The sequence below is a fragment of the Pedobacter sp. T50_32 genome (genome assembly GCF_057652195.1).
On sequence record NZ_JBYFBY010000004.1, the window covers coordinates 28,824 to 43,088 of the forward strand.

The 14,265-nt window shown below is 37.4% G+C and carries 13 protein-coding genes; 3 read left to right on the forward strand and 10 right to left on the reverse strand.

The genetic code is table 11. The annotated features are described in order from the left end of the window. Positions 1-84 precede the first annotated feature (84 nt). Positions 85-2,076 carry a TonB-dependent receptor plug domain-containing protein gene (locus AC23ME_RS13705; protein ID WP_487728344.1) on the forward strand — a complete coding sequence of 664 codons (1,992 nt, stop codon included), beginning with the start codon at positions 85-87 and terminating at the stop codon, positions 2,074-2,076. 103 nt (positions 2,077-2,179) lie between these two features. Here AC23ME_RS13705 and AC23ME_RS13710 read toward each other — a convergent pair whose 3' ends face one another. From AC23ME_RS13710 to AC23ME_RS13740, 7 genes are all read right to left on the reverse strand, one after another. Further along, on the reverse strand, positions 2,180-2,863 hold the full coding sequence (locus AC23ME_RS13710; RefSeq protein ID WP_487728345.1) for a DUF4253 domain-containing protein: 684 nt from the start codon (positions 2,861-2,863) through the stop codon (positions 2,180-2,182). A 229-nt stretch (positions 2,864-3,092) separates the two neighbouring features. After that, entirely contained in the window at positions 3,093-5,069 is a 1,977-nt protein-coding gene (gene nosZ, locus AC23ME_RS13715; protein ID WP_487728346.1) for a Sec-dependent nitrous-oxide reductase, read from the reverse strand. Positions 5,070-5,105: 36 nt separating this feature from the next. Continuing rightward, a complete protein-coding gene (locus AC23ME_RS13720) occupies positions 5,106-5,594 on the reverse strand; it encodes a c-type cytochrome (protein ID WP_487728347.1) in 489 nt (162 codons plus the stop codon). A 236-nt stretch (positions 5,595-5,830) separates the two neighbouring features. Next, positions 5,831-6,142 (reverse strand): hypothetical protein, encoded by a 312-nt coding sequence (locus tag AC23ME_RS13725; protein WP_487728348.1) that lies wholly within the window; start codon positions 6,140-6,142, stop codon positions 5,831-5,833. A 2-nt stretch (positions 6,143-6,144) separates the two neighbouring features. Beyond that, positions 6,145-7,080, reverse strand: a complete 936-nt coding sequence (locus AC23ME_RS13730; RefSeq protein ID WP_171047790.1) for an aspartate carbamoyltransferase catalytic subunit — start codon at positions 7,078-7,080, stop codon at positions 6,145-6,147. A gap of 1 nt (position 7,081) precedes the next feature. After that, entirely contained in the window at positions 7,082-7,627 is a 546-nt protein-coding gene (pyrR, locus tag AC23ME_RS13735; RefSeq protein ID WP_487728349.1) for a bifunctional pyr operon transcriptional regulator/uracil phosphoribosyltransferase PyrR, read from the reverse strand. A 471-nt stretch (positions 7,628-8,098) separates the two neighbouring features. Further along, positions 8,099-8,923, reverse strand: a complete 825-nt coding sequence (locus tag AC23ME_RS13740) for an aminotransferase class IV (protein WP_487728350.1) — start codon at positions 8,921-8,923, stop codon at positions 8,099-8,101. 142 nt (positions 8,924-9,065) lie between these two features. On the opposite strand from AC23ME_RS13740, the gene AC23ME_RS13745 reads away from it, so the two are divergent. Next, the gene (locus AC23ME_RS13745) at positions 9,066-9,467 is read left to right on the forward strand and encodes a thiol-disulfide oxidoreductase DCC family protein (RefSeq protein WP_487728351.1); all 402 of its coding nucleotides are present in this window, start codon (positions 9,066-9,068) and stop codon (positions 9,465-9,467) included. A gap of 61 nt (positions 9,468-9,528) precedes the next feature. Further along, positions 9,529-11,607, forward strand: a complete 2,079-nt coding sequence (locus AC23ME_RS13750) for a M48 family metalloprotease (protein WP_487728352.1) — start codon at positions 9,529-9,531, stop codon at positions 11,605-11,607. A gap of 10 nt (positions 11,608-11,617) precedes the next feature. On the opposite strand, the gene AC23ME_RS13755 is transcribed toward AC23ME_RS13750, so the two are convergent. The 3 genes from AC23ME_RS13755 to AC23ME_RS13765 are packed head-to-tail and all read right to left on the reverse strand — an operon-like array spanning position 11,618 to position 14,220. Next, positions 11,618-11,863: a hypothetical protein gene (locus tag AC23ME_RS13755; RefSeq protein ID WP_487728353.1), complete on the reverse strand. Its 246-nt coding sequence runs from the start codon at positions 11,861-11,863 to the stop codon at positions 11,618-11,620. A gap of 10 nt (positions 11,864-11,873) precedes the next feature. Then, a complete protein-coding gene (locus tag AC23ME_RS13760) occupies positions 11,874-12,875 on the reverse strand; it encodes an SPFH domain-containing protein (protein ID WP_487728354.1) in 1,002 nt (333 codons plus the stop codon). A 1-nt stretch (position 12,876) separates the two neighbouring features. After that, the gene (locus tag AC23ME_RS13765; protein WP_487728355.1) at positions 12,877-14,220 is read right to left on the reverse strand and encodes a hypothetical protein; all 1,344 of its coding nucleotides are present in this window, start codon (positions 14,218-14,220) and stop codon (positions 12,877-12,879) included. Positions 14,221-14,265: the final 45 nt, after the last annotated feature.

Genomic DNA, 14,265 nt, shown 5'->3' on the forward strand with positions numbered 1-14,265 from the left:
TATTGAACTTAAAGATTTCTCCTCCTCGTAAACTCGTTGTCGAAATGACGACCGACTTGGTGTTTCACAAACTTACTTATCCTTATGAACAGATTTTCAAAATTTGCGTTCGTATTTATATTAGCGCCCTTCGGTGTTTACGCACAAAATTCTCAACCAGATAGCCTGAAACAAATACAGCTTTCTAGCGTGGTAATTATTGGGCATCAACGTGTTATCAATAAAAACATTAAAGTTTTATCTTCATTAGATAGCTATTTAGAAACCAATAGCGCCATCAATATGATAAAACGTGGCGCTTATGCTTGGGAACCAATGCTTAACGGAATGGCAACCGAACGTTCGATGGTTACTATCGATGGAATGCGTATTTACGGTGCCTGTACCGACAAAATGGACCCGATAACTTCTTATGTGGAAGTCACCAATTTAAGTCAGGCTAATATTCACAGCGGACAAGCAGGTGGTGCCAACGGAGCTACCATTGCCGGAAGTATTGATTTGATTAGACGACAATCGGGTTTTGGTGGTAAACCTTTTGCAGGAAGTATTTTTCCGGGCTTAGAGAGTGCCAATTTCCAGAAAATTGCAGGTGCTACTTTGCAGCATAGCTCGGCGAATTTCTTTGCAGATGTAGATTTTACCTATCGGGATGCCGATAATTACAAAGCTGGTGGCGGTAAAGAAATATTGTATTCTCAGTTTACCAAGTATAATTTTTCTACAACTGTAGGATATCAGCTAGACCCGCACCAACAACTAAAAGCATCTCTTATTTACGACAAAGCAACAGATGTAGGTTACCCAGCCTTGCCAATGGATGTTTCTAAGGCAGAAGCTTTTATTGGTTCGCTCCAGTACGATAAACACATAGGCTCTTCCTTGGTTGATTATTGGCAAACCAAACTTTACTACAACAAGGTTACGCACATAATGGATGACACCAAACGCCCAGATGTACCCCTTAGAATGGATATGCCGGGTTGGACAAATACAGGTGGTTTTTATTCTAAATTAAATGGAGAAATAAACAATCATAAATGGACGGCAAACCTTTCTGGACATTACAATACATCGATGGCAGAAATGACAATGTTTTCTAATAATCCAAACGAGAAAGATATGTTTATGCTTACTTGGCCAGGCGTTCATACTTTATATACGGGGCTGTTTTTAGAAGATAAAATCAGCCTAAACAAACAATGGACAGCATCAGTTTTGCTAGGTTCTGCATTACATCACAATGTGGTTAAAGATGATTTTGGCTATGAAAGTTTAAAGATATTTTATCCTGATATGCAGCGTAATAAATCGAGATGGTTGAAAAATACGGCTGTTAAAATGAGTTACCATAAGGAGAAATGGCAATTTGATTTTGGTACAGGTTACGGCGAGCGGGCTCCATCTGTTTCAGAAGGTTATGGATTTTATTTGTTTAACAGCGCTGATAAATATGATTATGTTGGAAATCCAGAAATGCCAAACGAGAAATCTTTGGAGTTTAATGCTTCGGCTGCGGTCAGCAAAGCTGATTTTTCTATAAAAGCCCAATTGAATTATTTTAGGATTTACGATTACATCATCGGCTTTAACCGAACTGATTTTATTCCCATGACTATTGGTGCAAGTGGTATAAGAATGTACGGACAATTGCCAGTTGCTAATATATTTAATGCTGGCTTGTCCCTCGGTTATAACATCACAGAACACTTACAATGGTCGGGAAATATGGCTTACCGAAGAGGTAATTCTGGCGATTTAAACCTGCCGCAAATACAACCATTTAGTTATGGTAGTGCTTTTAAATACACCAACAAAACTTTGATAGCAGAAGTAAGTGCAAACGGAGCTACAAAACAAACTGCCTTCGGTACCGCATTTGGAGAAGTTCCTGCCGCTGCCTACACAGTTTTTAACTTTGCAGCTTCTAAACAGTTCGATTTATCAAAGCAGAAAATCGTGGTAAAAGCTGGTGTGGAAAATGTTTTTGATAAGTATTACAGCACTTTCGCAGATTGGAATAGAATACCAAGAATGGGAAGGAATGTTTTTGTGAATGTGGTTTTTGGGTTTTGATGCTCAAGCTTTGCGGAAATGCTCAATTAAAGCGCTTCAGCTCCGCTTTAACTTCGTTGAGCTCGCAAGCTCGGTTTAGCAAACCTTTGTTGTACGATGTTTTTTAATCCCACCAAAGAAAAAAGCTTTTCGTTTCTTTAAATGTTTTCTCAAGTTCTTTTAAGCTTCCAACTCCTTGATCAACAATATCGGGGCAAAATTCATACATTTCTTTTGCGAATTCTCGAACATCGTTCGGTTGATTTTTAAATTCCCCAGAAACAAAATCAAATCCAACTCCGTATAATTCTATTCCATATTTTGATTCCCAAGTTTTTAACTTTTCTATTATTTGTGGAGTATAAATATCATAATTTACAGCATTTGTAGCTTCAAATAACAATGGCTCATAATTATTTTCTGATTGAAGAATAGTAATAACATCATCTTCATTTCCATAGTTTTCAGCAGATTTGTATATAATTAATTTCTTTGTTTTCAGCTGTTTTCTGAATTTTTCAATAATTTGATTTGCATTTTCAGCTTTTGCATTTATTTTTATTGCTTTGGGAAGATTTTCAGCGTAATTTTTTAGATTTTCAAAGTCTTCAAAAAGCATTTGTCTATCTTTATGACCTGTTGATACTTCAAAATTTCCTGTAGCGTTTTGTTTTATTTTTTCGGCGGTTTCTTGGTCTAAATTTATTTCTTTTATCAATCTAATTTCTTCTACATTTAGTTTTTCAGTTTGTCCATTACAAGAAATTAATCCTAAGAAACAAAGTATGGAAGTAAAAATATTTTTCATTTGCGTATAGTCTGTTAAAAATGCCGCCTAACTCTCAAATATACGCAACTCATCAACGTATTTGTAGAATATCATAATCTTAAATGTTTATGTTTAGTGTGCTATTTGCATGTATTTAAAATGCGCAACTCCCCCATTACTTTTCAAATAACCTATAGTCTCATTAATTAACAAAAAAGCAGCACACTTTTACATGCACTGCCTTCACTTATCTAATTTGGCTTTATTGCTATTTTGCTGCTTTAGGTTTTTCGCCTAAGCTAAATTTAATTGGCACATTACTGTTTTTAGGAGATACCCTAACATATCCAGACATTTCCTGGTGTAATGCAGAACAGAAATCTGTACAATAAATAGGGAACATTCCAATACGGTCTGGTACCCATTTCAACGTTAAGGTTTCGCCTGGCATAATTAGTAACTCTCCGTTATTGGCCCCTTTAACACCAAAACCATGAGGTACATCCCAGTCTTGCTCTAAGTTGGTTACGTGGAAATAAACTTCATCACCTAATTTCACACCCTCAATGTTATCTGGAGCAAAGTGAGAACGGATAGAAGTCATGTAAACATGCACTTGGTTTCCTTTTCTTTCCACTCTAGCTTCAGCTTCGCTTTTCGTAGCAAATGGATGCTTGTTCTTGTTAATGTCGTAGAATTTCAGTTGTTTATCTTTTATCAGCTCTGCTGGAATAGCTTGTGCATAATGCGGCTCGCCGATAGTTGGGAAGTCTAAAATCATCTCCATTTTCTCACCACTAATATCATACAACTGTGCACTTTGAGACAATTCCGGACCAGTTGGTAAGTAACGGTCTTTAGTGATTTTGTTGTAAGCCACTAAGTACTTGCCGAAAGGTTTTTTAGTGTTACCGCCTGGTATCATTAAGTGACCAACCGAGTAATAAGTAGGTTTGCGGTCAATAATTTTCAAATCTTTGATGTTCCATTTCACGATTTCAGAAGAAACGAAGAAAGAGGTATAAGCATTTCCTTTGTCATCAAATTCGGTGTGTAAGGGACCTAAACCTGGTTTTTGAACTTCGCCATAAAGTGCAGCTTCGTATTTAATTACAGGTAAACCCGCATATTTTTCTTTCTCGAAGTTTTTATCAGCAATAGCTTTTTGGATTTTATCGAAGCTAAACACAGGCAACAACGCAGCTAATTTGCCACTACCTACAATAAATTCTCCTGTTGGGTCTACGTCGGTACCGTGTGGCGATTTAGGACAAGGAATAAAATAAACTAAATCTGGATACTCGGTGATGTCTAAAACTGTTACTTCGTTTTTCATGGTAGAAGTAGCATTATGCGTTTCTTCGTTGTATTTGTTGTGCGCATATTTTACCTTCTGCTTTTTGCCTTTTCCAGCTTTCACATATTCCTCAGCTTTTTTCCAGTTTACCGCCATGATAAAATCTTTATCTTTTTGCGATGCGTTTACTTCTAGCAAAGTGTTAGCTTGCTCAGAGTTATAGCAGCTAAAGAAGAACCAGCCAGCAGATTTGCCTTTACCAGCACGAGCTAAATCGAAATTAATACCTGGAGTTTTTAGTTGGAAAGCCAAGTTCATTTCTCCGTTATTTTTATCGATGCTCACAAAGCTAAGGTGACCTTTGAAGTTTTGTTTGTAAGTGTCAATTGGCACATCGCCGGCATCGCCATCTTCTGGAACACTAAAACGTGTACCTGCAACAATGTATTCAGAATTTTCTGTACCAAATGGCGAACTGTGGTTACCCGCACTGTTAGGTAATTCAATAATCTCCGCAGTACGGAATGTTGTCAAATCTACACGAGCTAGGCGAGGGGTATTGTTTCCGTTTACGAAAACCCATTTTCCATCGGCTACGCCATTATTCATAGACATTTCTACATGGTGCAAATCGTCCCAAGGCACAAAACCGTGAGAGGTATTTAGCATAGGCTTGGTTTCTTCGCTATAGCCCCAACCTTTTTCTGGGTCTACAGAAAATACAGGGATTACACGTAACAAACGACCACTTGGTAAGCCATAAACACTTAACTGTCCGCTGAAACCTCCCGAAACGAAGTTATAAAACTCATCGTACTTGCCAGGAGCAACATAGGTTTTTGCTGCTGCATCGCCACTTACGGCACTACCAGCACCTTTTGGTTTACATGAGCCGAGCTGTAAAGCGGCTACCGCTAATATGCCGACTGCAATTCTTTTACTTATCATATATTTAAGAATTAATTGATGTTCTAACTGTACGAATTATTTAGCACCGTCGTTTTTACGCATGTACTCTACCACTGCTCTCGCTTCTTCTTCAGAAAGGTTCTGATTTGGCATACGAACCAAGCAAAGTTCCAATTGAGCCTGTACTTCAGGGTCTTTGTCAATCATTGGGTCTGGGTTGGTAATGAAGTTCATAATCCAGTGTGGGGTTCTGCGTTCGGTTACACCTTTCCAACCTGGTCCAACTAATTTCTCATCAGTGGTTTTGTGGCAAGAGAAGCATTTAGTACTCGAAATTCCATCTCCTTTTGTAGCCATAGCTGCATCTAAAGCACCTACTACAATGTTGCTTTCGTCATATTTTCCTTCACCACGTTTAGGGTCGTAAGAAGAAGCTTCGGCAGTAGCGCCAGCAGGTTGGTCTGTTTGTTGGGTTCCGGTAGAAGATTGGTCTCCACCACCACAAGCGCCAATAAAAATGGCAGCTGACAAGCATAGTGTTGTAATGACTTTATTTTTCATCATAATATAATTTTTTAAAGGTTATGAAGCTGTCATGAGTTCGGCTTGTGCTGTGAATGTAAACTCATGATAGTTTCATTCTGTAATCGTTTTGTTAGTTCAAATGTAGCCCAAGCACAACGCTGCTGTTTATGATTGAAATCATACAGTCAAAAATTTTTGAAGAAAAATTAAAAAGGAAAAATCGTCCTAAAAAGGGAAGAAATTAGAACTAAAAAGGGAGGTGATAAGCGTGCGAACTATTGCAATTTGTTAGCGTTTTTACGCAGAATGCTCCAATACTTGCCTTCGTTATAGTTCCAATTGGTAAAACCAGAGCCCATAATAATCAGTACAGAAAGTATAAGAAGATTTAAAAGAAAAGTAAAAAGGTGGGTAAAAGTGAAAAACGTATATTCAGTATCGCCAATAATAAAGTAATTCACTAAATCAATCAGAATAGCAATTGGTAAAACAATGGTAACAAAAGTTTGGTAAGTGTGCTTTTTCCAGCTCCACTTTTTCCGCTTTTCTGTCCAGTAATCTACAAATTGTTTTTCCTGTGGGGTCATTGTTATTTATCGTTCTGGCTCGCCAAAAGATAAAGCACAGCCATTCTTACCGCTACTCCGTTTTCTACCTGATTTAAAATGATAGACTGTTTGCTATCCGCTACATCACTTGTAATCTCTACACCACGGTTAATTGGTCCTGGGTGCATCACCACAATTTCTTTGTCTAAACTGTCAAGTATTTGCTTGTTCAAACCGTACATCATCGAGTACTCTCTACCCGTAGGGAAATACTTGATATCCATACGCTCTAGCTGGATACGCAACATATTTGCCACATCACACCAGTTTAAAGCTTTCATTAAATCATGCTCTACTTTAACACCAAGCGCAGCAATATGTTTCGGAATTAAGGTTGTAGGACCACAAACCATCACTTCTGCTCCCAATTTTTGCAAGCAAAGAATGTTCGAGATAGCCACACGAGAGTGCAAAATATCACCCACAATTACCACTTTTTTACCAGCTACGTCGCCCAATTTCTCACGGATAGAGAAAGCATCTAGCAAAGCCTGTGTTGGGTGTTCGTGAGCGCCGTCGCCAGCGTTCACAATTTGTGCGTTAATATGTCTGCTCAAAAACTGACCCGCACCAGCGTAAGGATGACGCATCACCACCATATCAACTTTCATCGCTAAAATGTTGTTTACGGTATCAATTAGCGTCTCGCCTTTACTTACTGAGGAAGAAGAAGCTGCAAAGTTGACCACATCTGCCGAAAGCCTTTTTTCGGCCAGTTCAAAAGATAATTTGGTACGAGTAGAATTTTCGAAGAAGATGTTCGCAATGGTAATATCTCTTAAAGAAGGCACCTTTTTAATCGGGCGGTTAATCACTTCCTTAAAATTATCAGCAGTTTCGAAAATCAATTCAATATCATTCAGGTTAATATCTTTAATGCCTAAAAGATGTCGGGTTGATAATTTGTCTGCTGCCATTTTACTGTTTATCTGTTAATAAAATTACTTTGTCTTCGCCTTCGTTTTCTTTCCAGCTTACTTTTACTTTCTGCGAATCTACAGAGTCTACCTGTAAACCAATGTAGTTAGCTTCAATAGGTAAATGTCTCGAAAATCTGCGGTCAATTAGCGCCATAAGCTCTACGCTTTCTGGTCTGCCGTAAGCCAAAAGTGCATCCATTGCCGCACGTATGGTACGTCCAGTCCAAAGCACGTCATCAATTAAAATAACCTGCTTGCCTTCAATAATAAAATCAATGGTATTACTGCTGGCTGTAACCAAACCATCTTTACGTCTAAAATCATCCCTAAAAAAAGTAATGTCTAAATGACCTTTTTTAATGTTGTCGGTTTTTAAAATTTCCGAAAGCTCCTGATGAACCCTATCAGCAAAAAACGTTCCCCTTGGCTGTATGCCAATTAAAACGGTATTACTAAAATCGATATGGTTCTCAATTAGCTGATGACAAAGTCGCTTAATTGTGATTTGAAGTTTTTGGCCGCTGAGTAGAGTTCTCTTTTGCATTGCACTTGGATTGCACAAATATAGATAAATGTTTTAAGGTTGTAAAGTTGAAACGTTGGAAATTTGATGTCGGTTAATCGTTTAACTGTTTAATTGGTTAATTGTCAGTTCATACCGTTTAAAGGAAATATTTTAATGCGTTTTAATATTTGGAAAAGCAACCGCCTGCTAAAATTGACGTTAGTCCCGCTATACGCTACAATCTTTTTGTGTTCTTGTGCCGTCATTTCGAACGTAGAGAGAAATCTAAAAGATAAACGCATCTATGTAACAGATTTCTCCTCGTTCCTCGTCGAAATGACGCATCAAAAAGTATTTCCGCTGCTATCGGGTTTATGAAACTCAAACTTTTGCACAGCACTTGCATTTTAAACCCGACATAAGCGAGCACGTAGTGGTAAACCTATGTGTTTACCATGTAGTAAAGCGTTTGGCGGGGCTTGCATAAATAGCAATTCGAGCCTTGCCTTTCTAATAATTATTAATCATAGCCAACAATTGCTCACTTAAAGCAGTTGTGATTTTTCCAGGTTTGCCATCACCTATTGCTTTGCCGTCTAAACTTAAAACAGGTAAAATATTTTTGGTAGAGCTGCTGATAAAAGCCTCATCAGCATTTGCAAGTTCCTCTAAACTAAAATCCTGTTCTTTAATGCTAAGGCCATCGAGTTTAATGCTCAAGATTTTGCTACGAGTAATTCCACGTAAAATATCCGTGTTCGGCGTAAAAACTTCATTGTCTTTTACCATGAAAATGTTAGCTCTTGGGCATTCTCTCACTTCGCCATTATTGTGGTACAATAAGTCGTCGGCTTGTTTCAGTTTAAGTAACGGCTGCAAACGAATAGCTTGTAGGTAATCGATGGTTTTAACCGTTGGCAACTGCCTTTGGTAACTGTGCGATAGTAAATTTAATCCCTTGCTGAAACTAGATTTATCGTACTCGAAAGGAGCTTGCACAATCACTAAATTCGGTTTTGCAATTTGATAACCATCGTCAGAATAGCCGCCAGTTAGAATAATCTTTAAGCTTGCATTGGCGATGCTGTTCTTTTCTAAAAGCGAGTTGATGGCTTTCAATAATTCAGTCCTATCCAAGCCGATATCTAAGTGCATCTCGTTTGCCGAGTTGTAGAAACGGTTAAAATAATCTTCAATAAAAATGGGCTTACCGTTTATCGTTTTCAGGAAATCGAAAATGCCGTAACCACGCTGTACCGCTAAATCGGTTACTAAAAGTTTAGCATCGCTATCTGAAACTATCTGACCGTTAATATAAGTGTATCTATTGCTCATTTTATTATTATTTATCTCTAGAGTTTTGCAAACGCGAAAAGGACCGAATGTTCTAACCAAAGTTTGAAATAAAAAATAAAAGAATGAAACTAGATTGATAATTTTTTTAATGACAGCTTTATCAAATTGCCTAACTTGCACTATGCCAAAAGAGGATGTCATATTTTTTGATGGAGTTTGCAATTTATGCAATGGCGCTGTGCAATTTGTAATTGAACGCGACCCTAAAAATCGTTTCAAATTTGCGGCGTTGCAGAGCGATTTTGCAAAAAATCAGCTTTCTAATTACCAGTTAGAGGTAAAGCAAGGAGACAGCTTTGTGCTTTTAGAAAATGGAAAAGTGTACGAGCAATCTACCGCTGCGTTACGTGTGGCGAGAAAACTCAATGGTTTATGGCCTTTGCTGTACGGTTTTATAATTGTTCCGCCATTTATTAGAAATGCGGTTTACAAGTTCATTGCCCGTAATAGATATAAATGGTTTGGCAAGCAAGAAAGTTGCTGGGTGCCAACACCAGAATTGAAGAAGAAATTTTTGGGTTAAAGATTTGCTGGTTTCAACATAATCGTTTAATTTACAATGCCAAACAAACTAAACGTCTCTTATGGGAAATCTGTCAGAAGATTTAGCGAGCCAAGAGTTTAAAAACGCTGCTCGTAAAGCAATTTTTGCAATTGTATTTTTTATCATCTCTTATTTTGTACTTCTGTTATTTGCTATCGGCCTAGCTGTGTTATGCGGATTTTTAGGCATTGCATTAATCGAATTTCAGGCGCATTGGATTACATTATTAATAGGTTTAGGCTTAATAGGTATGGGCCTTTTGGTAGTATTTTTTTTAGTGAAGTTTATTTTTAAGCGTCACAAGGTTGATCGTTCGCATTTAATTGCACTAAAGGAAACAGATGCACCATTGCTTTATCAGGAAATTAGGGAAATTGTAGCGAAAGTGCAGACAGATTTCCCGAAAAAGATATTTGTGTCTCATGAAGTAAACGCTTCGGTGTTTTACGACTCTACGTTTTGGAGCATGATTTTTCCGGTGAAGAAGAATTTGCAGATTGGTCTGGCTTTGGTAAACAGCGTTTCTAAAAACGAATTGAAAGCCATTTTAGCACATGAGTTTGGCCATTTCTCTCAGCGATCTATGAAGGTGGGCAGTTATGTTTACACTGTAAATCAGATCATCTACAATATGCTATATGATAACGAAGGCTATGGAAAGCTGATACAACAGTTTGCAAACATTAGCAATTTCTTCGCATTTTTTGCTACGTTGGGTATAAAGATTATTGAAGGCGTGCAATGGGTATTAAAAAAACTTTACGATCTGGTTAATCTACAGCACTTGAAGCTTTCTAGAGAAATGGAATTTCATGCTGACGCCATAGCTGCAAATACTGTAGGCAAAAAGCCGTTTATCACTTCGATGATGAGGCTAGACTTATCGAACAATGCATTTGACAGGACGATAGGCTATTATGAACAGAAAATTGATTTGAATGTAAAACCTGAAAATATTTATCCGCAACATCGCTTTGTAATGAATATTCTTGCGCAAGATGCGGGAATTGAGTTTGTGAACGGTTTTCCAAACGTGACTAATGAATATATTAATAGGTACAACAAATCTAAGTTGGTAATCAAAAACCAATGGGCTAGTCACCCGAGTACCGAAGATAGAATTGCTGCAGTTGTCATGGGGGATTTTCCAGAAGGGGAAGACGACGGAGAACCTGCAACAGTTTTGTTTGCCGATGGTGCGGCCATGCAAGCAACCGTCACTTCGCTTTTATTTAGCAATGTTGAATATAAAGGTGAAGTAAGATCTGACAATATTGATTTGTTCAAAAAAACTTATGAAGATGATTTTAAAGCAAATGGTTTTCCAGCAATTTTTAACGGCTACTATGATAATCACAATCCAATAAAGGTTGACTTGGAGCAGTCGACCGTAAACGATACTCCGATAACTTTTGATCAGCTTTATGCCTATGATAAGACAGATATGCTCTATATTGCCTCGTCACTCGAATTAGATATTCATAGCTTAAAGCAGATACAAACTCAAGAAACTGACATTAAATCTTTTGAGTACGATGGTAAGAAGTACCAAAAATGGGAAATTGCTGAACTGCTACCTAAGTTAGAACTTGAACTGGAAGAGTTAAAAGCTTCGATAGCTGTAAATGATTCTGTAATTCATGATTATTTTAGGAAGGTAGCATTGAACAATGGCAGCGCTGATGTATATTTAGAGAAATACCGTACACTTATTGCTTTCGATAAAACTTATGAGGAGGTGATAGAGGTGTACTCTAGGGCAGTTGAACAAACCCAATTTATACAGTATACTACGCCTTTTGCCGAAATCACAGCAAATTTTGAAGATTTTGCTCGTACGGAGATTAAGCTTAGGGAACATATACAAACGTTGCTCGCCCTGCCGCTTAGTGTGAAGGTTAGTTCACAAGCAAAAGAAAAGTTAGAAAAGTATCTTTCGAAGGAAAAGCCATTATATTTTCTAGTAGATGAATATATTAACAGTGAACTCGAAATACTTTTCGATGCTTTAAACGCTACAAGAGATATGATGTACACATTGTACTTCGAATCTAAAAAAGCGCTATTGGAAGAAATGGAGTGCTTAAAACTAAACGGCAGCAAGGAAGTAGTGGCGTAACTTACCTGTTTTAAGAATCTCGTTTTGGATGTGCATTGTTGCCAACACTTTTGTTGTAGCCCTTACTTGAGTTCTTGAAAAATGCGCCGTAAACAATAATTAAAACGACGATTAATGCCCCCAAAAGTAGGAGAGTGTAGCCACTTTTAACAATCTGGTCTATACTTACAATGTAGATACCCCAAATTCTTAAAATTAAAATGCCAATTAGCGATACGCTGAGCAAAACAATAAGCGCTCCTATAAAATTTTTCATCTTATTCGTTTTAAAATTTACTTAACCATTCTTTTTTCTTCGCGTCAAATTCTTCTTGCGTAATGATACCTTCGTTTAGCAACAATTTAAGCTGTTGTAATTTGGTAACTGTATCTTCGGCAGGTGCATTTAATTGTTCCTGCTTAGCAAGGTCAAATGTTTTTCCAAGTTCCATGCCTACGCCCAAATGCAAGCCTGCGCCTGCAAGCCCACCTTCGTTACGAGCAGCATCTCTCAAAGCTTTTAGTTTTTCAAGCTCTACGTAAGTTAAACCGCCCTCGCTTGCAGCCATAGTATCTGCGGTGATATCAGATACTCTGTCAATTCTTTCCTTCGTGCTTTCGTCAAATATGGTTCCGTTAACTTTAAAATCCGTTAATGCTAAACCTAAATTTGCTGCTTCTTCATTTAACAGTTTTTTTACGTTAGTGGCGATAGTTGGCAACTGCGCATCAATTTGTTGGTAAGATAAGGCACTTGTGGCCAAAACCGAAGCAATTCCCTGTGGAAAACGACTTTGCAACAGTTGCTTCGCTTCGTTAACGGTGTAGGTATCTTTAGAGCCAATAATGTTGGTAAACAAATGTAGCGGGTCAGCAATTTTAAAAGAAAAGCTGCCATTTGCACCTAGTTCTATCGGTATTTTATAAACTGGGTCCATGTACTTTATAGCTTGCGATGTTCCCCAATGTAAGTTTACATTTTCGGCAGTTCTGTAAAAATAAACTCTCAGTTTGTGCTCACTTTCAAAATTGGTACGCAGTTTTAATAGCGTGGTAATAAAGGGATGATTATCCGATTCGATATCGTAAATCCCATTCTCCGTAATATGGTCCGCCACCTTGCCTTCGTAAATTAAAATTGCTGCCTGGCCAGGAGATACAATCAATTTACTTGCGTTTTTCAACTCGTCATTACTAGATGGAAATTTGTAGACCAATACATTTGTGTCCTGGTTTTTCCATTCTATTACTTGCGATAACTGTCTTTTAAAAAAATCTCCTAATCCCATGTTAATCTAATTTATAGGTGCTTTTTACGTTGCCTTTTTCATCAAATAAGGTAAGTTCGTTAGAGTTGTTAACACCTACATAACCTTCTTTATATTTTAGCAACGTTTTAATTTTTTTACCATCGTTCGTATTCACCGTCCACTCTGCTATACCCGTTTGTTTGTTTAGCTTCTGTAATTTAAAGGCACTTTTGGTATTCGCATCGGCTCTAAATTGTATCAATAAATCCGTACTGTCATCAAGTGCAACTGAAGGCTCAAAGTACAGCCTGTCTGGAGTAAGGTCTTTCCAATCTAAAATTCTAGAGGTTTCTTTCTCCCATTTTGATATCAAGACTTTTCTATAGGGGTCTCTATCTGTGAAAATGCCCGAGCCACCAAAATCTTTTCCCCAAGATAATCTATCTGCAACATCTTTAGGCCCAGCACCATTATCTTTATAAGTGAGCTTAATTAATTGCAATTTGTCTTCAGGATAATCGGAACTCTGAGAAGTGAAAACGTAGATGGTTTTGTCTTTCGCAGTAGGTAGCAAATTGTTAAAACCTCTTTTGGCATTGTTGTACTCCTTTTCTGTATATAGCTTTTGTATTAAAGGATAATAATATCGTTTCTTGCCATCGTTTGTTAAAAGAAGTAAGCCATCTCCATAATCATCATAAACAAACTCTATAGTGGCAACGCCAATTTGCAGTTCATTATTCGCTTCAAAAAATCCTTTCCCAACATCTTCAGTCTTTAAGGTTTCTTTGTTTAATCTAAGTAATGATGTTTTATTATTGAGGATGTAAATGTGGCCATCAGAAAAGGTTCTGAATTTTACATCAGATGAAGAAAGGGATTCATCACTTAATTTATCTTCGGCTATCATTTCCTTTTTTATTGGATTGTAATAGGCTAAATAAGTTCCTGTTTTACTCTCATGAGCATTTGAGTAATATCTTCTGCTTTCTAAGGTCATTACTACAGGCTGATTGCTTGGCTGTAGAAATATAAGGTAACTGTACCTACTTGCACTAAATCTTTCGTCATCGTCTTCCTTAGGCGCAGTGTAGGTATTATAGTTTTTTGAGGTTGATTTATTGCTTTTGAAAAGACCTGTAATAACAGACATGAGTACAAAAAAACCAATAATACAGCCAATAACAATAGCAACAGTTTTTATGGTTTTACTATCAAACTGGTTGTTGTTATTAAAATTGTGGTTGTAATTGATATTGATATCATTGTCATCCAAGAAATATTCGGTTTCGCAGCTGCTGCATTTGTAGAAATGTGGTTTTAGTTCTACTTTATTTACACTACCACAGTTTGGACATTTGATAACCTTAATCTCTTTTGCCATTTAAGTATGCTAGAAAATCGATGAATTGAAAGGGTTAATTAATTT